Genomic DNA, 24,698 nt, shown 5'->3' on the forward strand with positions numbered 1-24,698 from the left:
CCTTTTTTAATTCCGTTTTGTCCAATGATCGTGAATTCACCAAAAACTTTTCAATCACATTAAAATTTGACATCATGAATATTTTTAAAATATATACGCTAGTACTTTTTGTACTCTGTTATTGTTCCTCTTTTGGGCAATCAGAATGGACTTCATTTAAGGTACCGGACGGAAGAAAAATCGAAGCACAACAATTGGATCAGCAACTACAGAAAGCTATGGATTCTATTGGAATACCAGGTGTTTCTATCGCGATTGTGAATCAAAATCAAATTGTATACAACAAAGCATTTGGAGTTACTAGTTTGAAAACGAAGGTGCCTGTAACCAAAAACACAGTATTTGAAGCAGCTTCTTTGTCTAAACCTCTATTTGCTTATTTTTTGATGCAAATGGCAGAAACAAAACGATTAGATCTAGACGAACCCTTTTACCCATATCTAAAAGCAATTTTCCCTGAAGGTGTCGTTGCACCCGAGTCTATGGAGGCTTATGCAAAACTAACACCGCGTATTGTGCTATCTCACGGAACAGGAATCCCTAATTGGGTAAAGGGTAAACCCATCAAAATTGCATTTGAACCTGGAACTGGGTTTTCGTACTCAGGTGAAGCGTATCAACACCTTGGAGCTGCTTTTGGCACCAAATTAGGTCTTGGATGGGGTAAAAAACTGGATAGCCTTTTTATCAAGGAAGCCGCAAAACCTATCGGAATGCTCCATAGCTTGTACACTTGGGACACCATCTACGAAAAAGATATGGCTATTGGACATATTGACGGCAAAGTCAATCCAGAGATCAATAGATTCAAAAAAGTAGGTCCAGGTTTTAGCTTACACTCAACTGCACATGATTACGCCTTATTTCTCATCGAAATGATGAATCCTAAACACATCCAAACATCTACCCGAGACGAAATGCTGAAGGAACACAATCATTTTAAAGCGGATAACAAATTATTAAAAGAAACCGGACAAACGGGTTGGGGTCTTGGGTTTGCGCAAAAACCAACTCCAAACGGATTGATGCATTTGCATACAGGGAATAATCAGGATTTTCAGGCATATGCCATGTTTATACCAAAACAAGAATATGGTTTTGTAATCTTTGGGAATTCTAATAATTTATTCCCGCTATTAGAAAGTATAGAACAACTATTAGGAGAACACTTTTAAAAACTAAAAAATCAAAAATATGAACAGTTTAAATGAACTTTTGGCTATCCTATCGATCGTAGTAGCTATTATCCTTGTAATATTTATCATAGCCCGATATACATACCTTATCAAAAAAACTATGATGGAGCATGGTATCTATCAAGAACAACAAAATAGTAAATTCAAATACCTTGATATGGGTTGTATTGTATTTGGACTTGGTATCGGACTACTCACCTCCTCTATCTTTACCACGATGAAGATCACCGAAGACACAATGGATTTATTGGTATGGGGTACCATTTTGGTATTCGCAGCAGGTGGATTGGTATTGGCACATTTTATCAGAAAGCGACTTGAAAAATAGCCCAGTACAAAGAGATTACGAGTTAATCCGTAAAATTAATGATGGTGATACATCGGCATTTAGACAACTTGTTTATTTGCATAAAGATGTATCACTATCTCTTGCTATTTCAATTCTGAAAGATCACAATTTGGCAGAGGACGTCTTACAAGACGTATTTGTAAAGGTGTATCATAAAATACATACCTTTAAATTCAAATCTTCCTTTACTACCTGGTTATATAGAATTGTGGTAAACACAAGCTATAATGAATTGAAAAAGCGGAAAAGCACTTTTACACTGGATGAACAAACCGCAGAAATACCAATAGTCGATAAAAGTAGTATTGATGAAGCAGATCAAAAAAAGTACATCAACCTTGCTTTAGAACGACTACGACCAGATGAGTCTTTGCTATTGCGTTTGTTTTATTTGAGTGAATTAAAAATCAAAGAAATTGAAAAAATCACAGGGTTTAAAACTTCCAAAATTAAAGTAGACTTACACCGTGGTAGAGAAAACATGTTATTTGAGTTAAAACAATTATTAGGGCCTGATTTAAAACATTTATTATGAGAGAAGAAGAACTAAAAAAGATCATCAGTCAAAGTACAGTAGCAACCTCTGATGATTTTGTAAACCATTTGATCCATCGTATTGATACCGAAAAAGAACTCAAAAAAGCATCCTTTTTAGGATCTTTCAAAAGTGTACTCATCACTTGCTCCATTCTTGGATTGATAACAACATTTATTTCCTACAAGTTCTTTTTGGGTACCGAAGGAATAATTAACCTACCCAAGGGCCCAATATTCGTGGGGATTATCTTGATCCTCCTTTTTGGAATCAACAGCATTGTAAAAACAAATCATAAACTACTCAAGGCGAAACAGAAAAAATTGACGTATTAATCCACGATTACCATACAAAAAAGGATAAGCATTCTAATATGCTTATCCTTTTGTAGTTTATAATACTCCCAATGTTCAACAGATACAAATGCTATGGTGCTTTTTGCAATATGTCTTCAAAATATTTTTGCCACTCCCCGTCTTTGAGTTGTTCTCCGTATTCTATAAAATGTCCTTCTTCCGTTAACCCAAAAACGATTCTTCTACTTTCGCTAAAAGCAACAATGAATTTTCCATCCTGATAAATTCCTTTGTATTTCTTTCCTCCCCTTCCTTTGGAATAGGGTGTATAGTAATAAGATGCTTCCTTTTCATCATAATGAATTACGGTATGCAATTGTAGTGACTGTGATTTCAAGTCGATAGTAATGATATTTTTATCCAGTTTGTACGCTACCTTTTCAAATGCAGGCACTTTTACAATACTATCCTTTTGAAAAATACTGGATGTACCAATCCACTCCCCTATCATAAAACTTAGATTTCCCATTTTCTCCTCGCTAACCGATTGGCTATACCCTAAATTAAAGGTGAAGAAAACCATTGCAATCCACAAAAAAGGTTTCCATGTTTTATGTAACGTATTGTTTTCCATATGTTATTTTACTTTTTAAGTATTCCTAAATATGCTTCCCAGGGACCTACCTCGCCTTTATATTGTTTGGCCATGACTCTGGTAATCTGAGAAATATGCCCCAAATCATGTACCACCCAGGTCGATAATAACTCTTTTAAATTGGCCTCTCCTAACTCTGGATGGATACCTTTCATAGATAATTGGGCCGCATCAATTTGCATTGCTTTGAGTTCTTCCAGGTTTTGGTCTCTTAAATCCTTGAATGCTTTCAATAAATCTTTAAGAGGAGTTTGTTGATTGGTTTGTAATTGCGCAAATCGATCAAAAGGTGTAAATGTTTTGTTTTCACTTTCAGACAAAATCACCTTTGCTCTTGTTACCCAATCTGTCTTTTCACCATGAATCAAATGGCCTACGATATCATATGGACTCCAACTTTCTGGTCCTTCGTTGTTCTTTGTCCACTCATCCGATAATCCATCTAGTAGCACTTCCAACACCAGAGGTGTTCTTTCTAAAATTTCTATTGATTTGTTGATGTCAAACGTCATATAAGATCTGTATGCTTAGTCATTTTTAACTTTGTCTATCTCTAAGTTCTTTAGGAAACTTGTCTCCTACCAAATGAAGTTGTATCCCATGCTCCAACCAGGCTTTTAGTCCCGCTAGAACCATAGTGAATCCTCCCGTTGTATCGATCAATAGGTGAGTCAGCTCATCTCCCTGGCCTTTCAATTCAGCATTAGTAATGGTCACATAAGTATTTTTTGCAGTAATCGCATCAAAATCCCAAGTTACTATAGAATGGTCTTGTCCTTCTCCCCATTCGATTTCTATGGCTTTATTAGGTGAAATTTTTCTAACCAATACCGGTGCCTCTACATTGTACATATCCCAGCCCCATATCAGTTTTTTACCTTCTTCCAGTTTTCCAGAACTTCGGGTAAACCAGAATTTTGTGGTACTCACCGGATCGATAAAGGCTTCAAATACTTCAGCAACAGGTTTCCGAATCATCATAGAAACCTGGGTAGAGGTAATGGATTCTTTCATTTCGATTCTTCTTTTAATACTATTTTCTTTATCAGTGCAATTTGTCCAAGATGATAATGGGTATGCTCTATAATACCAAGCATGTTACGATGGTAACTCCCATACTTTTCATCCACAAAACTTTCCTTTAACTGCGTTTCAGATAATTCCTGTAAAAGCACTGTAAATTCATCTACTTCTCTCCATGTTTTCTCTAATAAGGATTGCCAGCTTTCTTCGGAGTCGATGACAGGGCAATCAAAACTATACTTATCCCGTATCGTAAGCTCTCCTCCTTTTAACACATCAAGCACACCTCCTATATAATACCCAATATGATAAACCAATACAGCAATAGTATTTAAATCATATAATTGGGTAGTCGCTTGTTGCCAGGTGATCCCTTCGAGTTGTTGATAAAGGTTACTACCTGTCATATTTGGACCATAGAACACCTCTTTAAAGTGTCTGGCTAGATGATGTGCTGTTTTCATCATATCTATCGTTTCTTTATAGATTGAAAAATAAAATAACCTATTGCACCAAAAATTAATCCAAGAAATGTGATTAAAAAATAATTACCTAATCCTTGTTTACCGTACAAAGCATTTTGAATGGTGATGTAAATGATATAAGCAAAACTAACAATGATAATGGTTTTTAGCATTCGTACCATTTTGGCACCTATCGTATATTGTCTTACTTTGTTTTCTTGGGTGATATCATTTGGGTAGTTAAACAAATGAGGATGTCGGGTTAAAATACTCAATCCTATATATAAAGCTATCCCCACAAGAGGTAAAGTCCAAATTACATTTTTTTGACCGAAGCCATCAGGTTCACCATCAACTCCATAATGACGGGGAATAGATTCTGGTAAATCATTATAATATAAAATAGGCAGTGCGATCAATAATATTACTCCTAAAACACCGAGTATTTCTATAATAATGTCAAATCGGTCTAAGGTTAGCCTTACTTTTGGTGTATTCATATATTGTACATGTTTTTGAAAATCCCTAACACAATTATTCTTCGAGCATTGCAACTACTCTAGCCGGAGCAGCCGATGCTCCAACAATTTTTAATGGAAACACGGCTATCTTAAAACCTGTATACGGAAGCGCATCCAAATTTACCAATTGCTCCATATGACAGTACTCTTTATCTCTTCCCACCAAATGAGCTTCCCAAAACAATTCTGGGTCATTTGTTTCTTTAGCCTTTTTAACCAAATATGGAAGCGGAAGATCCCAACCCCAAGAATCTATACCCATTACCTTTATACCCTGATCAATAAGCCAGGATGTAGCTTCAGCGCTCATTCCCGTCCCTACTTTATGGAAATCCTTGGTGCCATTAAATTTATCACGCCCTGTTTTAATCAAGACAATCATGTTAGGTTGTAATGCTAGGTCGTTTGCTTTCAAAAAAGATTCGATATCAGAAACTGTGATCGCATCAAAATCTTCTTTATGTTTCATATCGATGACTAGTCCATCTCCATAACACCAATCTAACGGAATTTCATCTATGGTCTTTGATTTCTCTCCATTAGTAGTTGGCGAATAATGCCATGGAGCATCAATATGTGTGGTAGCATGTACCCCCATCTTTTGAATGGTATCATCTGCCCAACCCACAAATCCCTTTGGAAATAATTTGAAAGGAAGTCCAAAAATTCGAATCAGCCATTTTGCTTTTTTATGGGGTTTATGCTTAATCTTTACACGCATAAACCAGGGATCATTCTTATTGTACCGAATAGGTTTTGAGAGGTCTACTATTTTCATTTATGTCAGGTCAATTAGTGATCCTGAATGTACAAAATTTACATTATATAATTCTCTCTTTTCGTTCCCTAACATCAAAATCATGCTCATTTCGTTGTTAACCAAAAAAGAGGCTGGAAAACTCCAACCTCTCTATTGCAAATTTTATGAGATGATCTCTTTTTTCTTAATTTAAAGTAGCCACAGGAGCAGTATATCCTCCTTTTCTTACAGATCCGTTTGTACCTGTACGGTTACCTCTCATTAATAAGATTCCTGCTACGTGTGGCGATGCCATAGAAGTACCAGAAATTCTATTAAACTGACCGTTTAACCAAGTAGACCATACAGCCGTACCAGGAGCCCAACGATCAACACTTCTTCCAAAGTTCGAACTACCAGCTGCAGATCTTGAACGTGTCATATTACCCACATTCCAAGAGTTACTAGTACGTAATCTTTGTGGTGAATAAAACTGTGTATCATCATTACTGTTTCCAGCTGCCATAGCCCCAATTGCTCTACTTTCAAGATTTCTAAAGGCATTATCGATAGACTGAGAAGTAGCTCTGTTACGGAAACCAACACTATAATTCCAAGTGTCTCCATTTCCAGCATTTCTAGCTACATAATCTACACCAGAAAGAATCCCTGAAGTAGGACCACTACCTCTAGCATCTAATACTCTAACAGAAACTACAGTAGCTCCATAAGCTACTCCAATAACTCCAGAACCGTTGTTTCTTGCAGCAACAGTTCCTGCTACGTGAGTTCCATGTCCGTTTTGATCTTGCCAAGACCCACCAACGAAGCTTCTACTTCTACCAGTGTTAATGTTTAGATCACTATGTGGAGCAATACCACTATCGATAATCCAGCAAGTTCTTCCACTACCGTTAGCTCTTCCTACTAGTTGTACACCCCATGGTAAAAATTCTCCATTAGGAAGTCCAACATCCTTAGTAGCACCTTTCTCTCCTACTGTTGCAGGAAGTGAGCTTACAGGTTTACCCATATCCATATCCAATTTGTGGATATAATCTGGTTCCACAAATGCTACAGCAGGATCATTGCTAAGCAGTTCTGCTTCTTTTGCAGAAAGATTAGATACAGCAAACCCCTGAAGAGCTGAGCTATATACTTGCTTTAAATTATCTTCTGAAATTGAGTATTTTAATAATGTTTGTTGGGATTTTGCTTGTATTTGAGCTTTTTCCCCAGTAAAGGATTGATCTCCTTTATAGACTACGATATATTGTCCAGGTATCGCTTGATCGGCACCTATGTTTTCAAAAGAATCTGTTTCAATTCCCGTTTCTAAATCTGTAACTTCAGCATCCTTTTCACAACTGTAAAAAAGAAAAGAAAAAGCTGTAAGTACACCTAAAATTCTAAGTTGAGTTTTCATTAATTTTTGATTTGTGTTAAATAAATAATTAAAGTTGAAATAGTTGAGATCTCATAATTAGCGGATTAAAAGTAGAGATTAATTCTTACACGTGAATACGGCAAAAACGTAGTTGAATAAAGGTTAAATTTGGTTTGCTTGTTTCTAAGTTGTAAAAAAAATCCCTCAATATTCAGTAATGCAAAAGTGTTGCATTACTGAATTTCAAAGAGTTAAACAAGAAATAACATACTGTTAAAATACATGAAAATAATCATGAAAAATTTAAAGAGACGATTAACGTATTTTAACTGTTAATTAACTTTATTTTAACAAAATTAACTCTTTTAAACAACCAAATGTTAACGTATGAGTCATAAAATCAGCACTATTACTCTTATTTTTCATTTAAAACAAGTCAAAAAAATTCCTACAACCTGCTTAATCATACATTATGTATTCAATTCTTATGATTTTGTAAGATTCAACTTAAGATTTTGTTTAACCTTTATAACAAAGTACTTATACAATTAATTTGGTTTTTGGGACTATTTGGAGACATCAGTAATTCTACTGATTTCCTAAAAAATGGTAATTCTACTCTTCTATTAGAACTACGATACTCCTAATTTTGAAGTATACAATTCATTAAAGGCGGTATCTGAAAAGCCTATCTTAATAGAGTAGGAATCAAAACTTGAATATTATGGGATTTTACGGAAAAGAACCAGTAACACCAGAAAAGTGTAGTGTCACCTATTTGTGGACAGGGTTAAGAACTCCAGGTATATTTATCGTATCTGTTGAAGGAGACGCACCCAATTATTCCACCGGATTTAGCCTAGTACGTGATTCGCACTTTGTTGGTGGTTTAAAAATTAATGTTATGGGTTGGACTGGGCCACTGGGAAAAGGCACAACTCCATATAAGGTAAAACACTCTTTTGAAGGAGAATATCAATCCAAAGTTGTGATTTCTGCCTCAAACTGTAATTTTGTTGTAGATGTAAAAGAAGTACCTTATGATCAGGTAGATGATTACATCAAATCAAATACGGGGCAAGCCTCAGAGAACGCTTTAGTTTCCTAACAGTAATCAAAATACAACAGTATTTTAATTACCCTAAAACTACAAACCTATATCGCTTGGGAGAGCGATATAGGTTTATTAAGATTATTATTTATTTTTTAAGCTATATCTGGGTGTACTCTGTAATACCGATGTTCATCCCAAATACGGTCATTTTTTATAACTGATTTTTTGAAGATCCCCTCTTTTTGATATCCGTTCTTCTCCAAAACCTTCATGGAAACTTCATTAAATTCAAAAACCCCGGCAAATATTCGTCTTAAACCCAAGTTTTCAAACCCATACTTAGTGATTAAAGCAATAGCCTTGGTTGCAATACCCTTCCCCCAAAATGGTTCTCCTATCCAATATCCAATTTCAGCAGAATTAGCGTACACATCATCTTGAAAGATTAAGCTAATCACTCCACATAATTCCTCATTATAAATGATCCCAAAACTTCCTGTTGGTTCCTTCTTAGACGTCATATCTACAAATACTATTGCATCCTTTTCTGTATAAGGATGTGGAAAATAATCCCGAAGGTTATCCCACACCCTTTTATTGTTCGCCAACGATGTCAAATGTTTAACATCAGAAGACATTAAAGGTCTTAATGTAACAGATTCTTCTTTCAAAAGCTATTTTCTTTAAAAATAAGAGAGTTCAACATAAAATAACAATCCATTACAGGGCTTTTTCCATGATTTCTTCAACAACTTCAGGATTTAACAATGTACTTGTGTCGCCAAGATTACTAGTATCTTTTGACGCTATTTTACGTAAGATACGTCTCATAATCTTACCACTTCTGGTTTTTGGCAATCCAGGAACGAACTGTATTTTATCCAGTTTAGCTATTGGCCCTATACGTTCGGTGATTTGTTGATTTACTTCTTTGCTCAGGTTGTTTCTATCTCTGGTTTCTCCTGTTTCTTTCAAAATGATATATCCATACAGTGCATTCCCTTTTATATCATGCGGAAACCCTACAATGGCAGATTCTGCTACTGCCGGATGCTCATTGATAGCATCTTCGATAGGCGCAGTACCCAAATTGTGTCCAGAAACAATAATGACATCATCTACCCTTCCTGTAATTCGATAGTATCCAACCTCATCTCTAAAGGCTCCATCTCCTGTAAAGTATTTGTTTTCGAAAGCGGAAAAATAAGTTTCTTTATATCGTTGATGATTACCCCATATTGTTCTAGCCATAGATGGCCATGGAAATTTAATACATAATCGACCATCTACCTGATTTCCCTTAATTTCCTGACCATTTTCATCCATCAATGTAGGCTGTATCCCTGGTAATGGTAAGGTCGCATAAGTGGGTTTTGTAGGTGTAGAAAATGGAATTGGAGAAATCATAATACCTCCAGTTTCTGTTTGCCACCAGGTATCTACAATCGGACTCTTTTTCTGCCCTACATGATCGTTATACCAATGCCAGGCTTCTTCATTAATAGGTTCTCCTACCGTTCCTAAAACTTTAATGCTAGATAGATCTCTCTGGGTAACATAATCCAAGTTTTCTTTTGCCAAAGCACGTATGGCAGTAGGCGCAGTATAAAACTGCGTTATTTTATGTTTTTGGACAATATCCCAAAATCTACCAAAGTCCGGATACGAAGGCACCCCTTCAAACATAACTGTAGTTGCACCATTTGCCAATGGACCATATACAATATAAGAATGGCCAGTAATCCATCCTATATCTGCAGTACACCAATAAATATCATCTTCTTTGTATTGAAATACATTTTTAAAGGTATACGCAGTATATACCATATATCCCGCAGTAGTGTGCAGCATTCCCTTTGGCATTCCAGTCGATCCCGAAGTATATAAAATAAAAAGAGGATCTTCGGCATCCATAACTTCTGGAACACATTCTTTATCCGCTTCTTCTAACAAGGGTTGTAACCAATAATCACGATCTGCTTTCATTTCAATATCAGAATCGATACGTTTGGCCACCAAAACAGTTTCTACTCCAGGGCAACTGTCTAATGCATCATCTACAATTCCTTTAAGGTCTATCGTTTTGGCCCCTCTGAAAGATCCATCAGAAGTAATCACCATTTTTGCATCGCAATCATTAATTCTGGTAGATAATGCTGTTGCAGAAAAACCTGCAAATACCACCGAATGTACTGCCCCTATTCGTGCACAAGCCAAAACTGAAATAGCCAATTCAGGAATCATAGGGAGATAGATACAAACACGATCTCCTTTTTGAATTCCTTTTTTCTTCAGCACATTTGCAAACTTACATACTCGTTCATGTAATTGTTTATATGTTATGTGTTGCGCATCTTCATTCGGATCATTGGGCTCAAAAAGAATAGCTGTTTTGTGTCCGCGATGACGAAGGTGTCTATCAATACAATTCTCGGTAATATTTAGTTTTGCTCCTTCAAACCAGGTAACCTCTGGCTTTGTAAAATCCCAGCTCAATACATTTTTCCATTTCTCTCTCCACATAAAGTGTTCTTCTGCCACTTCTGCCCAAAAGGTTTCTGGGTCTCTCACCGATTTTCGGTATACCTGATAATATTCTTCAAGATGTTTTATGTGATAATTACTCATTGTTGGTCTATTTTATATTCTTATTTATTTTGTTTTTTTGGTTTAAAAAGCCCAAACCAATTTGGATTAAGGAATTTCAATTTTATCAAAACCCAAAGGATCACGACAAAACACAATCCAATGACTACAGAATTTATAGCACTTATCTGCATTTGTGTTTCGAATAAAAACCTCAGATATAAAGAGGCGATAACATATACCCCAATAAAGATATCTGATGCTAAAGGTTTTAAAGATAATTTCATGGTTATCTATTTATAAATTACACTATCGTTGTTTGCGCACAACATCAGAAGTTAATTCAATAATTCATTAATTTCTGCCACTAGCTTTTTCACAGAAAAAGGTTTAGTTAAGTATTTATCTGCTCCTAGCTTCAATCCTTTTTCGATGTCTGTGGCTTTATTTTTAGCCGAAAGAAATACTACTTTAGTATGCTCAAGGCTTTTATCATTTTTTATTTCTTTCAGTGTTTCGTATCCATCAACATTTGGCATCATAATATCTAACAGCACCAGATCAGGAATCTTTTCTTTTGCTATCTGCAATGCTTCGCTACCATCTCTAGCAATATATACTTCAAAATTTTTCTTTTTGAAGGTATATTCTAACGACATTACAATATTTGGTTCATCATCTACAATTAATATTTTCTTCATACGTTTTTAGCATTGACTCGAGGTTATCTTATTTGGGGATAGTAAACAGAAAACGTGCTCCTTCTTTATATTTTTTATCCACCCAGATCTTCCCATTATGACTTTCTACAATCTTTTTACTAATCGCCAAACCTAATCCACTACCTATTGGTTTTTTGGTGTTCTGGTTTTTTGATTGGTAAAATTTATCAAAAATATAGCTCATTTCCTCTTTTGGGATACCTTTTCCGTTATCCTCTACAAGAATTTCTACCATTTGCCTTTTTTGTCGAACCTGTACTTTGATTTTTCCGGTGTTTTCACTAGAAAACTTCAGTGCATTTGACAATAGGTTGGTGAGCACCTGGATGATTCGATCTTCGTCATAATTCGCCTTTATTTGATAATCATTTTCATGAACTAATTGAACCCCTTTATTCTTAGCTATTTGTTCTACACCATGAATTGCTTTATCAATAGTTTGGCCTATTTCTCTATGCTCCATTTCCAAATGTTCCTGACCCATGGAAAGCTTTTCCAGATCCAGGATATTATGAATTAATCGTGTTAATCGATTGGAATCCATCACTATATTCTCCAAGAACTTTCTTTTTAAATCCTCCGGCATATCGTCTTCGTCTGTTAGCACTTCTGAAGCGGCTCGTATAGAGGTCACAGGTGTTTTAAGTTCATGAGCAATGGTATCCAAAAATTCATCTTTTAATCGATCTTGCTCCAGTAATTCTGTATTTGCAGTTTTCAGCTTTTCGGTTAGCTGAGTAAGTTCTTGGGATTTTTCTTGCAAGGCTTTATTGACCGCTATGGTCTCTTTCGATTCTTCTAATATCTTCAAAACTTCGAGAAGACTCACTGGTTCTTCTTTTGCTACACTACTGATCAGTATTCTAGCAGAAGCCGTACCTATACTCCCTGTAAGTAATTTTTCGGAAAACTTGATTAACCTGGCATCGGCCATTTGCTCCTCCTTAGAAATTCCGTATTTCAAATGAAAAGTATTCAGCGCTTTTTCTGTTCGTTCCTCTCCTAGGAATCGGTTTAACACCTCTCTAATATCAGAAATAAAGGCTTCTCCTTTCCATACAAATGCTCCATCCTGCAGATTTGCATAATTACTGCTATTCACAAACATTTCGGCATAATTACGCTCTCGATAATTCCCTTTGGAAAGTAAAGAAATAATCAAAAAACTTAGCGTATTAAAAAACATACTCCAGAAGAATGAGTGTGCTTCTGGTCCCAAAAAGTCCAATCCAAACAGTGCATACGGTTTTAATAATGCTATCCCGAATAATCCTTTTTCTACAAACAAATTATTACCGGTAAGCACATTAACAATAAGTGGTAAAATCAAGGTATAAATCACTACCAAAACTCCAATGATCATTCCTACTTTTACTGCTTTGGCAGATCCCCTATTCCAGAAAAGGCCTATGAAAAAAGAAGGTGCCAATTGGGCAATAACTGCAAATGAAATTAAGCCAATAGAAAACAGGGATAATTCATAAGAAAAGTTGATATAGAAAAAATAAGCTGCAATAATCAATGTAAAAATGGAAATGCGTCTAATGTTTTTGATATACTTAGCATTTTTTTCGGGGTTTCCTTTGATAAACTTGTCCAAAAATCCATAAGGGATAATCAAGTTATTACTCACCATTGTGGAAAGTGCTAAGGTAGAAACTACTACCATTGAGATTACTGCCGAAAATCCCCCAAGAAAAACCAACAAAGCAAGGAAAATATTGCCTTCTTGCAACGGAAGCAATAAGGTGTAATAGTCATGATTTACATCTCCTAAAACCTTCAGGTTTCCTGCCCATGCTATAAAAATCACAAAGAGATTAAATAACAAAAGGTATAATGGAAACATCCAAATGGCTTTTTTCAAATAGCGTTCCCTATCATTTTCTACGACGGCAACATGAAACTGTCGAGGTAATAAAAAAATGGCAAAAAAGGAAAGCATGATAGTAAACATCCAATTAAAGCCAGATTCTAACCCATTGAAAGAGGTTATTTTTTTGAAATTTTCTAGCATGGATGCCTGTTGGTAAATGTCACCAGTTCCATTAAACATAAAAAAAGTGACGTATATTCCTATTACCAGGAAAAAGGCTAATTTTAGAATGGATTCTACAGCTACTGTGGTCATGATCCCTTTACGATGTTGAGAAGCATCTGCAGCTTGAGTTCCAAAAAAAGCAACAAAAACTGCGAGTAGCACCGCTATATAAAATGTAGAGTCATCTACAATCAATGTAGAGTTATAACTTGTCTCATCTGTAATGATCTCAAAAGTCTCAGAAATTGCCTTTAGCTGTAAAGAAATATAAGGAACGATGGCAAACACACAGATAATGGTAACCAAAGCTCCCAAAAAACGATTGTTACCATATCGCAACGATATAAAGTCTGCAATACTCGATACTTTATGTTGTTTGGATATGCGAATAATTCTTCGCATGACCAATATCCATAGAGGAATCGATATTACAGGTCCCAAATAAATAGTAAGAAAACTTATCCCTGATTGAGAAGCAATCCCAACGCTTCCATAATAGGTCCAGGCCGAACAGTACACTGCCAGGGACAACACATATATATATGGGTTATTCACCCATTTGCTTTTTGAATTTTTTTCGGCCCAAAAGGCTATCAAAAACAAAAAGGTCAAATAGACAATAATGATAGATATCAATAGATAATTATTCATAGTGTCTATGCAAAATGATATATGAAATGAAAATTGCCAGTATCCATATGAGGAAAATAAAGAAATAGATCATCGGGAAACCAAAAATTTCGCCAGACTGATCAAAAATCAATACCAAAGGAACATTCCATAGTAAAAACAGCACAAATGATAGTACTATAAGTTTTTGCTGATGTCTTTTTTTCATTTTTGAACTCATCCTATAAATTTAGAAAAAACGGCACTATATCGCCAACTATAGTACCGCATTCAACTAAATTAAAAATTAATGTCCAGTAGCTTCTCCTGCTCCACTAGGGATTCTGATATCTTCTACGATATCTTGAACTTCACTTGGTGGTGCCGAAGTCATTCTGGAAACAATAACAGATACAACAACATTTACGATCATTGCAATCGTACCAAAACCTTCAGGAGACGTCCCAAACCACCATTCTTCTTTTGGTCGAGGCTCCATTACTCCTATAAGTCCGGTTTTGTAAACGATCATATATACCAGCATTAGGGTAATTCCGACAATCATGCCGGCCACTGCCCCTTGCCTGTTCATTCGTTTATCAAAAATCCCAAGGATAATCGCCGGGAAGAACGAGGCGGCAGCCAGCCCAAACGCAAGTGCGACGACGGCGGCGACAAATCCAGGTGGATAAATCCCAAACAACCCTGCAACGATAATAGCAAACAAAATACTAATACGTGCTGCCCATAATTCTCCTTTCTCGGAAATATCGGGCTTAATTTGTTTTTTGATTAGATCATGAGAAATAGAAGTGGATATCACCAAAAGTAATCCTGCTGCAGTTGATAATGCTGCAGCCAATCCTCCTGCCGCTACCAATGCTACTACCCAGTTTGGTAATTTGGCAATCTCTGGATTGGCTAATACCATAATATCTCTATCCACATATAGTTCATTCTCTGTACTACTCGCATTAGCCACCAATCGTTCTCCATTTACTCCACGTTCTCCGGTATACTTTGGTTTTCCTTCAGTAGCACTCCCGTTTACATATTGTATTTTTCCATCTCCATTTTTATCAGACCAGGCAATTAGCCCAGTATTTTCCCAGTTCTTAAACCATTCTGGTACTTCTTTATAGGAATTGTTACTTACCGTCTCAATCAAATTGGTTCTTGCAAATACAGCAATCGCTGGTGCAGTAGTATATAAAATGGCAATAAACAACAATGCTAACCCCGCAGATTTACGTGCATCTTTTACCTTAGGAACTGTAAAAAAGCGCACGATTACGTGAGGTAATCCAGCGGTACCTACCATAAGAGCCAAAGTAATCGCAAATACATCCCAGGTGGATTTTGAACCATCCGTATATTCATTAAACCCTAACTGCGTATGTAGCGTATCCAGTTTTTCTAAGAGGTAGGTTCCATCTTCTACTGTACCTCCCATTCCTATTTGCGGGATGATATTTCCTGTCATTTGCATCGAGATAAAAAATGCTGGAACCATAAATGCAAAAATCAAAACACAGTATTGCGCAACCTGCGTATACGTGATTCCTTTCATTCCTCCCAAAAAAGCAAATACCAGAACCACTGCCATTCCGATAATAACACCTAAGTTAATATCTACCTGCAAGAATTGAGAAAACACTATCCCAACTCCTCGCATTTGTCCTGCTACGTAAGTGAAAGAAACAATCAAGGCACAAATAACAGCAACGGTTCTTGCGGTATTCGAATAATAACGATCTCCTATAAAATCCGGGACTGTAAACTTTCCAAATTTCCGAAGATATGGTGCCAGCAAAAGTGCTAATAATACATATCCACCGGTCCATCCCATAAGAAAAACAGAACCATCATATCCCATAAAAGAGATTAATCCCGCCATAGAAATAAATGAGGCTGCACTCATCCAATCGGCAGCTGTAGCCATCCCGTTAGCCAATGGAGAAACTCCTCCTCCGGCTACGTAAAAATCTTTGGTAGAGCCTGCTCTGGCCCAAATGGCAATCCCAAAATAAAGGGTAAAAGTAATCCCTACTAAAATCCATGTCCATACTTGAACGCTCATAATGCTATATTTTTTTGGTTAGTATTAAGATTACTCATCGTAACCATATTTTTTATCTAGTTTATTCATCAATCGAACATATACGAAGATTAGAATCACAAAGGTGTAAATCGAACCCTGTTGTGCAAACCAAAATCCCAGTTTGAATCCTCCTAATCGTATATTGTTGAGTGCGTCTTTGAAAAGTATTCCCGCTCCATAGGAAACCAGAAACCAAATAATGAGAAGAATAACCAAATACTTTAGGTTCTGCTTCCAATAAGCCACCGCTTTTTCTTTATCTGTCATAATTATAGATTTTATAAGTATATCATTGCTTGCAGGGTAACAAAGCTTTGCGCATCGTTATCCCCATATTTTGTATTTAAATATTCTAAAGTAATTTTAGAATGATGCCCACTGAAATACGCATTAGCTCCTACTCCAAAAGTTGTGGCATTATCATCTATCGCATCTATCGACCTTGTATTAAAAGAAGCATAAGGCTGAAACTTGGTTTTCTTGTTATCATTAGGAATAACATATCCAACATGACCATAGATCATCGAACCTGTTTCATAAGTTTGCCCTAAGGTAAAGTTTTCTCCGTAATCATTATTCTGATAAGTAGCATAGGCTGTTATTGCAGAACCATTTTCTCCTATCGGTGCATCATAGAAAGCATCTACCGCAAAAATGGCCACATCTTCACCTTCAAGATCTCCTGCGGTATTTGCCACCACACTACCTTTGGGGTGAAAGAAAAACCCTGCTCCAACATTAAATACTTTCTTACCTCCCAGATAAGTTCCTACTTTGTAAGGAAGGAAATTAGATTCCTGATCCAAAAAATTGAAATCAAAATAACCCGCAAAATTCTTTCCCGCATCTTTGGACCCTAGTAATCTTCTCCCTGCATATACCGCAGGACCATCTGCAACAGGATCTGTTCCTTCCTGAAGATTGTTGGTCCCCGATTCATTGATGGATACCCGATATTGAAGCTTGCCAAAGCTACCTTTGGCATAAATCCCGATATGTCTGGCAAACTGATCAGATAGCCCTATCGTTGCCCAGGACTGTCGGTTATTATCCAACGTCATGATGTTAAGGGTACTTTGATTATTGAGTCGGGAGATCCCATTCCAGTAGTGCAAACCGGCTCCAATAGCATGGTTGGCATTTAAGTTATATTGTCCCCATACGTCATGAAAAAAGAGTTGAGATTCTTCCCCTCGGCCCAAGGGACTTTGATTATTTGCATTCAAACTATTAAGACCAAAATGTGTAAGAATCAAAAAGTCTTTGTTTATCTGCGAATAAGTAAGAATACGAGCTCTTCGAATACTCATGCTTGTATTACTTACATCGTCGGGAACCTCATCCTGGTATCTTGCCCAGAATTGTGCCCAGGATATAATCCTGAAATATTTTGAACCGTCCTCATTTAGTTTCACCTTAAGTCCGCCTGTATAATCCGGCGATCCCTGAGAGTATGTATAGTGGCAAGTAAGAAGAAGCATACCTACCAATATGATTAGCTGTTTTCTCATAGAGTTTTAAAGATTAGATTAGTAATAAATTGATTTTGTGCGCGATACTAATCTCCAAAAAACCATCAGTTAAGAAAAAACTAATATAGTTATTCGTTAATTTAATATAGTTAATCTCTAAAACGCTCCCATTTAATCAACATAAACTTATCACCAAGTTCGGTTACTACTACCCCCGCTCCTGATAAATTTTGTACATCATTAAAATAAGTAGCAAGTTCTGAAGCATTTAGAATTTTGTAAGTAGGATGATAATTAGAATTGTAAGGTCGCTTGATATTGTATTTTTTCACCCAGTTCATAATACTTACGTGCGAAATCCCTAAAATACGCTCAATTTCTCGATAGGTTAACCCTTCCAAATACAACTGTAAAGCCTTATTAACGTAGTAATCATCTATTTTCTTACCTATCTTATTTACAGAGAAAAAATAGCCACAAGATTTACATTTAAAACGTTGACGATCATTAACTACACCACTCTTAATATAGTCTTCAGAACCGCAATTAGGACAGGATTCAATTTTCATATATATTTATTTAGCATAAATATATCAATTTAGCAAAAATATCACAAAACAATTCTTGATTTGATGTTAAAATCTCAATTTTAATCTTAAAACAGTAAGTAATTCTCAATATTAAAAACATACTAAAACTGTAAATCTGTAGTTTCTCTTTATTAAATTTTGATTTAATACGATAGTTTTAGTAGCTTTTCTCCCTCAAACAATAAATGCCCCATGAAAAACAAAAACCTAACCAAATATGCCATATACGCCGTTGCTGTTTTGTGTGCTGCGTTAATCAATGAACACATTATTAAGTATGTAAAAAAACATGTGGATCAACAAGGGTATCTATTGGTACTTATCGATATGGCTATAGTAGTACTTATTTTTGCTCCCACTTTTGCGCTGGTTACTAAATACACCAAAAAGTTTTCAAAGGTTTATCTAGACACTTCCAAAAAGATGTCTACCAGTAAAAACGGAACCTTATTCGGCTTCGCAGTGGCTATTTTTATCCTATTTGTATTGTATGCTAGTTTGAGGCATAATATCGACGTTCTGAAGGATTTAAAAACGATACTACCTTAATCATTATACATCACATATTAAAATTGCTTCCTTCAACGCTTGCAATTTATCTTCGTAATTAGGAATAAATTCTTGAGCAACATACCCTTTAAAACCTGTGCTCAAAATCGCGCGCATTATTGCAGGATAATTCAGTTCTTGTTTGTTGCTAATTTCATTTCTTCCTGGAACACCTCCAGTATGGTAATGATTGATATAGTTATGATACTTCGTAATAGTAGCGATAATATCACCTTCCATAATTTGCATATGGTAGATATCATACAACAATTTAAAGTTATCAGACCCTATCTTATCTACCAAACGAACTCCCCAAGGGGTGTGATCACATTGATAATCTGCATGATCCACTTTACTATTGAGCAATTCCATAATTAAAGTAACATTGTTCCTTTCAGCATGTTTTACCAATGTATTTAAGCCTAGAACACAATTTTCTAAACCCAATTCGTCGGATATTCCATGACGGTTCCCAGAAAAGACAATAACTTGTTGTATCCCGGCATCAGCCGCCTTAGAAATCAGCTCCATGTATTGTTGCTGTAATGCTTTATGATTTTTAAGATTGGAATCCATGAATAATGTTTGCAAAAGAGTCTGTTGCCAACGAGCAACTAACTCCCTTATCCTTAACCACTTTCCATTCATCAGGTTTTAAAAGATCAATTCCTACTAATCCTAAATCCTTTCCCTTTTCTGCGAATTCTTCTAAAGGAATATTCTGATAACACCATCTACAAGCCGAATGGTTAATATTCCTTTTCAGCTTTGATTGAGTCGACTTGGTGTTACCCAATTTTTTTTCTGGTTCACCCGCTATAAGAGGCATACCCATACCTACTGCTCCAATTCCTAGTGATATGTTTTTTATCACTTGTCTTCGACTCACTTTTAACTTACTCATCTTCAGAATTATTTTTATGATACAGGCACATACAACTACTTAACATTTTCATGCATAAATACTTCAATTTCTTCTTTACTAAATATAGGATTCGCTCCCTTGCTACCCGCAACCATGGCACCTACTGCACAAGCAAGATCGATGGCTTCTTGTGGTCGGATTTTTGTCAATAATTTAGAGATCAGTGTTGCCAAAAAGGAATCTCCCGCTCCTACAGTATCTACTACTTGTATTTTATATCCTGAGTTGTTATAAAACTCATTGTCAAAAAACAGAGTAGCTCCTTTTCCACCTTTGGTAATACAAATTTGATCAGTTTTTGTTTCTTTAGCGAGTGCTTTCACCTGGTTTTCTAATGTACTCTCCTGGATGTTTAAGTGTTCACATATCTCCTCTAATTCTTCGTCATTTAGTTTAATAAAATCAGCTTGGCTCATTAGTTGTAACAATAAGGAAGCATCATAATGAGGAGGTCTAAGATTCACATCCAACACTTTGTACTGTGCTTTTTTCAACAATTTCAAAAGTGTATTTCTACTTTCTTCACTTCTACTAGCAAGACTACCAAACACAAAGGCGTCTGAACTCACTATTAACTCTTCCATCTCCTTGGTATGCTCTATAAAATCCCAGGCTACAGGTTTACTGATCTCATAAGATGCTGTACCACTACTATCTAGAGTAACCAACACTTCGCCAGTAATGTGTTTAATATCTTCTTGAAAGATATTGTTACGCATACCTTGTTTTTCTGCATACGCTACGATATCGCTTCCCAAATCATCATTTCCTATCCTGGTGATCAAGGAAGTGTCGATTCCCATAGTATGCAATCGTAAAGCCACATTAAGCGGAGCGCCACCTATTTTTCGATGGGTAGGAAATATATCCCATAATACTTCTCCAAAACAGGTTATTTTCATAAGTAATTAGTTTTCTTTGATTAATTGTTGACTCACATTTTCTAATGAAATTCCTTTAGTTTCTGGCATTAAAAAGATCACAAACAGCAGTTGAAATATCATCATAACAGCAAAAATCATAAACACCATCCCTGAGCCTATCGTAGAAAATAGCAGTGGTACTAATGAGGGAATAATTGCTGCTAGTACCCAATGCACAGAACTACCAAATGCCTGCCCTGAAGCTCTTAAATGATTTGGAAAAATCTCGGCAATAAACACCCAAATAACTGCTCCCTGCCCAATAGCATGCGAAGCAATAAAAACAAACAAAAATATTGGGACTGCCATCCCTCCCCAATCGAGGAAAAAGGCCATAGATACCAAACTCAACGATATAATGTATCCTACAGACCCTACATACATCAGTAATTTTCTCCCTAAGCGATCAATAAGAACTACACCGATAAGGGTAAAAATCAAATTCGTTACCCCAATACCAATGCTACTCAACAATGCTGTACTTTTTCCTAATCCTGCTTCTTCAAAAATCCTGGGAGCATAGTACAAAAAGGCATTAATCCCCGAAAATTGATTAAAAAAAGCGATCAAAAAAGCCAGTAGTAGGGGAAAACGATATTTCTTTAGAAAAATATGTTCTTTAGAGGCTGTTTGCTTACTATTCAATTGTGATTCATCAATCAATGAAGTTATATCGGTCTCTGGATCAATAATTCGAAGTGTTTCCCGAGCTTCATTGATCTTTCCCTTTGAAATCAGCCACCTTGGGCTTTTAGGAATTTTAAATACCAAAAGTGTATATAGCAAAGCTGGTATTGCTTCTACTCCCAACATCCAACGCCAGGCAGATTCTTCTACAGCGCTTAAGAAGTAATTAGATGCAAAAGCCAGTAATATCCCCATGACAATATTGAACTGATATAAGGCTACTAATCGACCTCTGTCTTTTGCAGGCGCCATTTCTGAAATGTATGCCGGTCCTGCAATTGTTGATGCTCCAACACCTAATCCACCCAAAAATCTAAACATTGCAAAAGTCCAAGGATCATTTACCAATGCTGATCCTATTGCCGATATCAAATAAAATACCCCTATCCAAAGCAAGGTCTTTTTTCTTCCCAATTGGTTGGTAGGGATCCCCCCAAAAATAGCTCCGATTACTGTTCCCCATAAAGCCATAGCCATTACTACAGAACCATGAAACACATCAGAAGTACTCCATAATTCCTGTAAGCTCTGATCCGCCCCAGAAATCACTACCGTATCAAATCCAAATAAAAAACCAGCCAATGCCGCAGTAAGAGACCAAAAAAATAACTTACTCATATCAGGAAAACTTGTGTGAATTTTCTTTTCTAAAGGTAATTTTTTTAGACTGGTATACCAAAAAAACAACCCCCATAGGTTAACAACTCCTTGGGGGTCTAGACTGAAGCTAAAAAATTAAACTAACTCAACTTACACTCAATTAAACACGCTCCAGTTTCTCTTCTATTTGGTTTAGACATAAATTATTAATACTACCCACATGAGTATGTGTGGTATTTTTTTCTGGATGATAGTTCCCATCTTCTATATCCTTTCCGATTTTTACATAAGCCTCTCTAAAAGTCATGCCCTGCATCACCAATGCATTTAATGTATCTACACTAAAGAGATAATCATATTTTGGGTCTTCCAAAATGGCTTGGTTTACCGCTACTTGTTGTAACGCATACACCGACATTTCCAGCGAAGCTTTTAAATCCTGAATAGCAGGAACTATTCCCTCTTTTAATAATTGAAGATCCCTATGATACCCACTTGGAAGGTTTGCCGTTAGTAATGTAAGCTCATACGGCAACCCCTGTATCTTATTGCACTTTCCTCTAATCAACTCAAAAACATCCGGGTTCTTTTTATGAGGCATAATACTTGACCCCGTAGTTAATTCTGAAGGTATACTCATAAAATCAAAGTTCTGACTCATATACAGACACACATCCATTGCTAATTTTGACAATGTTGCGGCTACACTACTAATCGCAAAAGAAACTGACTTCTCTGATTTCCCTCTGCTCATTTGAGCAGCTACTACATTGTATTTCAAGGTTGCAAAATCCAGCTCTTGTGTTGTAAACTCCCTATCGATAGGGAATGAGCTCCCATAACCTGCAGCACTCCCTAACGGATTTTGATCCACCACTTGTAAAGCAGCATTTACAAAAAACAGATCATCTACAAAACTCTCTGCATACGCCGAAAACCATAACCCAAAAGAAGAAGGCATTGCAATCTGTAAATGCGTATATCCTGGAAGCAATACATTCTTGAACTCATTTGCTCTGGACAGTAGCACTTTTGAAAGTTCTTTGACCTGACTTTTTATTTGTAACAACTCATCTTTAAGATATAGATGCATAGCTACCAAAACCTGATCGTTTCTGGATCTCGCCGTATGTATTTTTTTACCTGCCTCTCCTATCCGATGCGTTAACTCGTATTCTATTTTTGAATGCACATCTTCAAACTGATTTTCGATAGTGAAGGTTCCCTCATCTATTTGTTTGTTAAGCTCATTCAACACGCTTTCTATACTTGAAATTTCGGTTTCCGAAAGTAATCCGATCTTGTGCAACATCTTACCATGAGCTAACGTTGCACGTACGTCGTATTTGGCAATAACCAAATCCAATTGTCTATCGTTGCCTACGGTAAACCTATCTATTTTTTCGTCTGTGGGTAATCCCTTGTCCCAAAGTTTCATCTGTTTATACTTATTGTTTTTTAATTGTCAGATGGAATCGCCATATCATCATATCAATGAGCATCTCACTTTTTTGTTATGGCTTATTTCATCTCTCGCTTTTCTTTAAAATATTCCCTCTAAAATTTTTACATACAAGGCTACGCCTTTTTTTATCTCATCTATATAAATAAACTCATTTGCCGAATGCGATCGCGTAGAATCCCCTGGTCCCAGCTTTAATGAAGGGCAACTCAATACAGATTGATCGGATAGCGTCGGTGATCCATAGGTAGTTCTTCCTAAAGCCACTCCAGATTTTACTATGGGATGGTCGATAGGTATCGAAGAAGATCCCAGGTGTAATGATCTTGGTGTTACCGTAACATGAGGTGGCATATTTTCTTTTACCACGGATAGAATTTCTTCGTTCTTATATTTATCATTTACCCGGATATCTACTACTAAATCACAATGAGAAGGAACCACATTATGCTGATTCCCTGCACTTACTTGGGTGACAGTCATTTTAACTTTACCCAGAGTTTCTGACTCTTTTTCGAAGGTAAAATCTTTAAACCATTGCAATACTTCTAACGTCTTATAAATGGAGTTATCCTCATTGGGGTGAGCAGCGTGACTTGATGTTCCCTGTACAGAAACATCCAGAACCAACAATCCTTTTTCGGCTACTGCCAATTGCATGAGCGTAGGTTCTCCTACCACGGCAAATTCAACATTCTTAAGGTGTTTCAGCACACTTTTCAGACCCAACGGACCACTACTTTCTTCTTCGGCAGATGCAACTATCACCAAATTGTAGGCCAGGTTTTCTTTAGGATAGAAATAAGCAAATGTTGCCAGCAACGAAACCAAACACCCCCCTGCATCATTACTCCCTAAACCAAATAATTTTCCGTCTTCAACAAATGCCTGGAAAGGATCATTGGTGTAATTTCCATTTGGTTTCACCGTATCATGATGAGAATTCAATAAAATAGTAGGTTTTGAAGCATCGAAATGTAAGTTGTACGCCCATATATTGTTATTCTCTCTTTCAAAAGGAATTTTATGCGTATCGAACCAATCTTCAATTAACAAAGCAGTATTCTCTTCTTCTGAAGAAAAAGAAGGGGTTTCTATTAGTTTTTTTAATAACTCAATGGCATTATCTGTAAGCGTCGAAATCTCGAAACCCGTAAACCCTTCTTTATGTAGACTAGTACTCATTTTATGATTGAATGTTTTTTTATCTAT

Annotated in this window: 27 protein-coding genes; 6 read left to right on the forward strand and 21 right to left on the reverse strand. The window is 36.3% G+C overall.

What is annotated here, in order from left to right; all coding sequences use genetic code 11:
- The first annotated feature begins 74 nt into the window (after positions 1-74).
- From ACXAGJ_RS11445 to ACXAGJ_RS11460, 4 genes are read left to right on the forward strand one after another with little or no spacing between them, the layout of a single operon-like run.
- A complete protein-coding gene (locus ACXAGJ_RS11445) occupies positions 75-1,175 on the forward strand; it encodes a serine hydrolase domain-containing protein (RefSeq protein WP_474839950.1) in 1,101 nt (366 codons plus the stop codon).
- A gap of 19 nt (positions 1,176-1,194) precedes the next feature.
- Positions 1,195-1,524 (forward strand): hypothetical protein, encoded by a 330-nt coding sequence (locus tag ACXAGJ_RS11450; protein WP_474839952.1) that lies wholly within the window; start codon positions 1,195-1,197, stop codon positions 1,522-1,524.
- Positions 1,514-2,080 carry an RNA polymerase sigma factor gene (locus tag ACXAGJ_RS11455; protein ID WP_474839954.1) on the forward strand — a complete coding sequence of 189 codons (567 nt, stop codon included), beginning with the start codon at positions 1,514-1,516 and terminating at the stop codon, positions 2,078-2,080. The genes ACXAGJ_RS11450 and ACXAGJ_RS11455 overlap by 11 nt, the downstream gene beginning before the upstream one ends.
- Entirely contained in the window at positions 2,077-2,415 is a 339-nt protein-coding gene (locus tag ACXAGJ_RS11460; protein WP_474839956.1) for a hypothetical protein, read from the forward strand. The genes ACXAGJ_RS11455 and ACXAGJ_RS11460 overlap by 4 nt, the downstream gene beginning before the upstream one ends.
- Before the next feature lie 91 nt (positions 2,416-2,506).
- Here the strand turns inward: ACXAGJ_RS11460 and ACXAGJ_RS11465 are convergent, their stop codons facing one another.
- The 7 genes from ACXAGJ_RS11465 to ACXAGJ_RS11495 all read right to left on the reverse strand — a co-directional run bounded on the left by ACXAGJ_RS11465 (position 2,507) and on the right by ACXAGJ_RS11495 (position 7,204).
- Positions 2,507-3,010 carry a hypothetical protein gene (locus ACXAGJ_RS11465; protein WP_474839958.1) on the reverse strand — a complete coding sequence of 168 codons (504 nt, stop codon included), beginning with the start codon at positions 3,008-3,010 and terminating at the stop codon, positions 2,507-2,509.
- An 8-nt stretch (positions 3,011-3,018) separates the two neighbouring features.
- The gene (locus ACXAGJ_RS11470; RefSeq protein WP_474839960.1) at positions 3,019-3,543 is read right to left on the reverse strand and encodes a DinB family protein; all 525 of its coding nucleotides are present in this window, start codon (positions 3,541-3,543) and stop codon (positions 3,019-3,021) included.
- A gap of 25 nt (positions 3,544-3,568) precedes the next feature.
- Entirely contained in the window at positions 3,569-4,045 is a 477-nt protein-coding gene (locus ACXAGJ_RS11475) for an SRPBCC family protein (RefSeq protein ID WP_474839962.1), read from the reverse strand.
- The gene (locus tag ACXAGJ_RS11480; protein ID WP_474839964.1) at positions 4,042-4,521 is read right to left on the reverse strand and encodes a DinB family protein; all 480 of its coding nucleotides are present in this window, start codon (positions 4,519-4,521) and stop codon (positions 4,042-4,044) included. Before ACXAGJ_RS11480 ends, ACXAGJ_RS11475 begins: the two co-directional genes overlap by 4 nt.
- A gap of 2 nt (positions 4,522-4,523) precedes the next feature.
- Positions 4,524-5,018, reverse strand: a complete 495-nt coding sequence (locus ACXAGJ_RS11485) for a DUF1648 domain-containing protein (protein ID WP_474839966.1) — start codon at positions 5,016-5,018, stop codon at positions 4,524-4,526.
- A gap of 34 nt (positions 5,019-5,052) precedes the next feature.
- A complete protein-coding gene (locus ACXAGJ_RS11490) occupies positions 5,053-5,817 on the reverse strand; it encodes a cyclase family protein (RefSeq protein WP_474839968.1) in 765 nt (254 codons plus the stop codon).
- Positions 5,818-5,983: 166 nt separating this feature from the next.
- Complete coding sequence (locus ACXAGJ_RS11495) at positions 5,984-7,204, reverse strand: S8 family serine peptidase (RefSeq protein WP_474839969.1); 1,221 nt, start codon at positions 7,202-7,204, stop codon at positions 5,984-5,986.
- A 685-nt stretch (positions 7,205-7,889) separates the two neighbouring features.
- Between ACXAGJ_RS11495 and ACXAGJ_RS11500 the strand changes: the two genes are divergently transcribed.
- Entirely contained in the window at positions 7,890-8,273 is a 384-nt protein-coding gene (locus tag ACXAGJ_RS11500) for a hypothetical protein (RefSeq protein WP_474839971.1), read from the forward strand.
- A 98-nt stretch (positions 8,274-8,371) separates the two neighbouring features.
- On the opposite strand, the gene ACXAGJ_RS11505 is transcribed toward ACXAGJ_RS11500, so the two are convergent.
- The 8 genes from ACXAGJ_RS11505 to ACXAGJ_RS11540 all read right to left on the reverse strand — a co-directional run bounded on the left by ACXAGJ_RS11505 (position 8,372) and on the right by ACXAGJ_RS11540 (position 18,319).
- Positions 8,372-8,890 carry a GNAT family N-acetyltransferase gene (locus tag ACXAGJ_RS11505; protein ID WP_474839973.1) on the reverse strand — a complete coding sequence of 173 codons (519 nt, stop codon included), beginning with the start codon at positions 8,888-8,890 and terminating at the stop codon, positions 8,372-8,374.
- Between the two features lie 49 nt (positions 8,891-8,939).
- On the reverse strand, positions 8,940-10,847 hold the full coding sequence (acs, locus tag ACXAGJ_RS11510; protein WP_474839975.1) for an acetate--CoA ligase: 1,908 nt from the start codon (positions 10,845-10,847) through the stop codon (positions 8,940-8,942).
- A 296-nt stretch (positions 10,848-11,143) separates the two neighbouring features.
- The gene (locus ACXAGJ_RS11515) at positions 11,144-11,506 is read right to left on the reverse strand and encodes a response regulator (protein ID WP_473280880.1); all 363 of its coding nucleotides are present in this window, start codon (positions 11,504-11,506) and stop codon (positions 11,144-11,146) included.
- A gap of 28 nt (positions 11,507-11,534) precedes the next feature.
- A complete protein-coding gene (locus ACXAGJ_RS11520; protein ID WP_474839977.1) occupies positions 11,535-14,219 on the reverse strand; it encodes an ATP-binding protein in 2,685 nt (894 codons plus the stop codon).
- 265 nt (positions 14,220-14,484) lie between these two features.
- Complete coding sequence (locus ACXAGJ_RS11525; protein ID WP_073316408.1) at positions 14,485-16,257, reverse strand: sodium:solute symporter family protein; 1,773 nt, start codon at positions 16,255-16,257, stop codon at positions 14,485-14,487.
- Positions 16,258-16,287: 30 nt separating this feature from the next.
- Positions 16,288-16,545, reverse strand: coding sequence for a DUF4212 domain-containing protein (locus ACXAGJ_RS11530; RefSeq protein ID WP_073316407.1), 258 nt, complete (start codon positions 16,543-16,545; stop codon positions 16,288-16,290).
- A gap of 11 nt (positions 16,546-16,556) precedes the next feature.
- Positions 16,557-17,789 (reverse strand): hypothetical protein, encoded by a 1,233-nt coding sequence (locus ACXAGJ_RS11535; RefSeq protein WP_474839980.1) that lies wholly within the window; start codon positions 17,787-17,789, stop codon positions 16,557-16,559.
- Between the two features lie 110 nt (positions 17,790-17,899).
- Positions 17,900-18,319, reverse strand: coding sequence for a transposase (locus ACXAGJ_RS11540; protein ID WP_474839982.1), 420 nt, complete (start codon positions 18,317-18,319; stop codon positions 17,900-17,902).
- 213 nt (positions 18,320-18,532) lie between these two features.
- Between ACXAGJ_RS11540 and ACXAGJ_RS11545 the strand changes: the two genes are divergently transcribed.
- The gene (locus ACXAGJ_RS11545; protein WP_474839984.1) at positions 18,533-18,889 is read left to right on the forward strand and encodes a hypothetical protein; all 357 of its coding nucleotides are present in this window, start codon (positions 18,533-18,535) and stop codon (positions 18,887-18,889) included.
- A gap of 3 nt (positions 18,890-18,892) precedes the next feature.
- Here the strand turns inward: ACXAGJ_RS11545 and ACXAGJ_RS11550 are convergent, their stop codons facing one another.
- From ACXAGJ_RS11550 to ACXAGJ_RS11575, 6 genes are all read right to left on the reverse strand, one after another.
- Positions 18,893-19,465, reverse strand: coding sequence for a hydroxypyruvate isomerase family protein (locus ACXAGJ_RS11550; RefSeq protein WP_474839986.1), 573 nt, complete (start codon positions 19,463-19,465; stop codon positions 18,893-18,895).
- Positions 19,449-19,793 carry a hypothetical protein gene (locus ACXAGJ_RS11555; RefSeq protein ID WP_474839988.1) on the reverse strand — a complete coding sequence of 115 codons (345 nt, stop codon included), beginning with the start codon at positions 19,791-19,793 and terminating at the stop codon, positions 19,449-19,451. Before ACXAGJ_RS11555 ends, ACXAGJ_RS11550 begins: the two co-directional genes overlap by 17 nt.
- A 35-nt stretch (positions 19,794-19,828) precedes the next feature.
- A complete protein-coding gene (locus tag ACXAGJ_RS11560; protein WP_474839990.1) occupies positions 19,829-20,716 on the reverse strand; it encodes a carbohydrate kinase family protein in 888 nt (295 codons plus the stop codon).
- A gap of 6 nt (positions 20,717-20,722) precedes the next feature.
- Positions 20,723-22,042: a sugar porter family MFS transporter gene (locus ACXAGJ_RS11565; protein WP_474839992.1), complete on the reverse strand. Its 1,320-nt coding sequence runs from the start codon at positions 22,040-22,042 to the stop codon at positions 20,723-20,725.
- Positions 22,043-22,184: 142 nt separating this feature from the next.
- The gene (gene argH / locus ACXAGJ_RS11570) at positions 22,185-23,462 is read right to left on the reverse strand and encodes an argininosuccinate lyase (RefSeq protein ID WP_474839994.1); all 1,278 of its coding nucleotides are present in this window, start codon (positions 23,460-23,462) and stop codon (positions 22,185-22,187) included.
- A 105-nt stretch (positions 23,463-23,567) separates the two neighbouring features.
- Positions 23,568-24,671 (reverse strand): M20 family metallo-hydrolase, encoded by a 1,104-nt coding sequence (locus ACXAGJ_RS11575; protein WP_474839996.1) that lies wholly within the window; start codon positions 24,669-24,671, stop codon positions 23,568-23,570.
- Positions 24,672-24,698: the final 27 nt, after the last annotated feature.

Source organism: Aquimarina sp. AWH4_224, from assembly GCF_056160245.1.

Bases quoted from the DNA above. Each gene is read 5' to 3' on its own strand.
- ACXAGJ_RS11550 (WP_474839986.1), bottom strand. From the start codon at position 19,465: ATGGATTCCAATCTTAAAAATCATAAAGCATTACAGCAACAATACATG.
- ACXAGJ_RS11485 (WP_474839966.1), bottom strand. From the start codon at position 5,018: ATGAATACACCAAAAGTAAGGCTAACCTTAGACCGATTTGACATTATT.
- ACXAGJ_RS11560 (WP_474839990.1), bottom strand. From the start codon at position 20,716: ATGAAAATAACCTGTTTTGGAGAAGTATTATGGGATATATTTCCTACC.
- ACXAGJ_RS11460 (WP_474839956.1), top strand. From the start codon at position 2,077: ATGAGAGAAGAAGAACTAAAAAAGATCATCAGTCAAAGTACAGTAGCA.
- ACXAGJ_RS11555 (WP_474839988.1), bottom strand. From the start codon at position 19,793: ATGAGTAAGTTAAAAGTGAGTCGAAGACAAGTGATAAAAAACATATCA.
- ACXAGJ_RS11575 (WP_474839996.1), bottom strand. From the start codon at position 24,671: ATGAGTACTAGTCTACATAAAGAAGGGTTTACGGGTTTCGAGATTTCG.
- ACXAGJ_RS11465 (WP_474839958.1), bottom strand. From the start codon at position 3,010: ATGGAAAACAATACGTTACATAAAACATGGAAACCTTTTTTGTGGATT.
- ACXAGJ_RS11450 (WP_474839952.1), top strand. From the start codon at position 1,195: ATGAACAGTTTAAATGAACTTTTGGCTATCCTATCGATCGTAGTAGCT.
- ACXAGJ_RS11475 (WP_474839962.1), bottom strand. From the start codon at position 4,045: ATGAAAGAATCCATTACCTCTACCCAGGTTTCTATGATGATTCGGAAA.
- ACXAGJ_RS11525 (WP_073316408.1), bottom strand. From the start codon at position 16,257: ATGAGCGTTCAAGTATGGACATGGATTTTAGTAGGGATTACTTTTACC.
- ACXAGJ_RS11500 (WP_474839971.1), top strand. From the start codon at position 7,890: ATGGGATTTTACGGAAAAGAACCAGTAACACCAGAAAAGTGTAGTGTC.
- ACXAGJ_RS11520 (WP_474839977.1), bottom strand. From the start codon at position 14,219: ATGAATAATTATCTATTGATATCTATCATTATTGTCTATTTGACCTTT.
- acs (WP_474839975.1), bottom strand. From the start codon at position 10,847: ATGAGTAATTATCACATAAAACATCTTGAAGAATATTATCAGGTATAC.
- ACXAGJ_RS11490 (WP_474839968.1), bottom strand. From the start codon at position 5,817: ATGAAAATAGTAGACCTCTCAAAACCTATTCGGTACAATAAGAATGAT.
- ACXAGJ_RS11515 (WP_473280880.1), bottom strand. From the start codon at position 11,506: ATGAAGAAAATATTAATTGTAGATGATGAACCAAATATTGTAATGTCG.
- ACXAGJ_RS11495 (WP_474839969.1), bottom strand. From the start codon at position 7,204: ATGAAAACTCAACTTAGAATTTTAGGTGTACTTACAGCTTTTTCTTTT.
- ACXAGJ_RS11530 (WP_073316407.1), bottom strand. From the start codon at position 16,545: ATGACAGATAAAGAAAAAGCGGTGGCTTATTGGAAGCAGAACCTAAAG.
- ACXAGJ_RS11540 (WP_474839982.1), bottom strand. From the start codon at position 18,319: ATGAAAATTGAATCCTGTCCTAATTGCGGTTCTGAAGACTATATTAAG.
- ACXAGJ_RS11445 (WP_474839950.1), top strand. From the start codon at position 75: ATGAATATTTTTAAAATATATACGCTAGTACTTTTTGTACTCTGTTAT.
- ACXAGJ_RS11565 (WP_474839992.1), bottom strand. From the start codon at position 22,042: ATGAGTAAGTTATTTTTTTGGTCTCTTACTGCGGCATTGGCTGGTTTT.
- argH (WP_474839994.1), bottom strand. From the start codon at position 23,462: ATGAAACTTTGGGACAAGGGATTACCCACAGACGAAAAAATAGATAGG.
- ACXAGJ_RS11480 (WP_474839964.1), bottom strand. From the start codon at position 4,521: ATGATGAAAACAGCACATCATCTAGCCAGACACTTTAAAGAGGTGTTC.
- ACXAGJ_RS11545 (WP_474839984.1), top strand. From the start codon at position 18,533: ATGAAAAACAAAAACCTAACCAAATATGCCATATACGCCGTTGCTGTT.
- ACXAGJ_RS11470 (WP_474839960.1), bottom strand. From the start codon at position 3,543: ATGACGTTTGACATCAACAAATCAATAGAAATTTTAGAAAGAACACCT.
- ACXAGJ_RS11535 (WP_474839980.1), bottom strand. From the start codon at position 17,789: ATGAGAAAACAGCTAATCATATTGGTAGGTATGCTTCTTCTTACTTGC.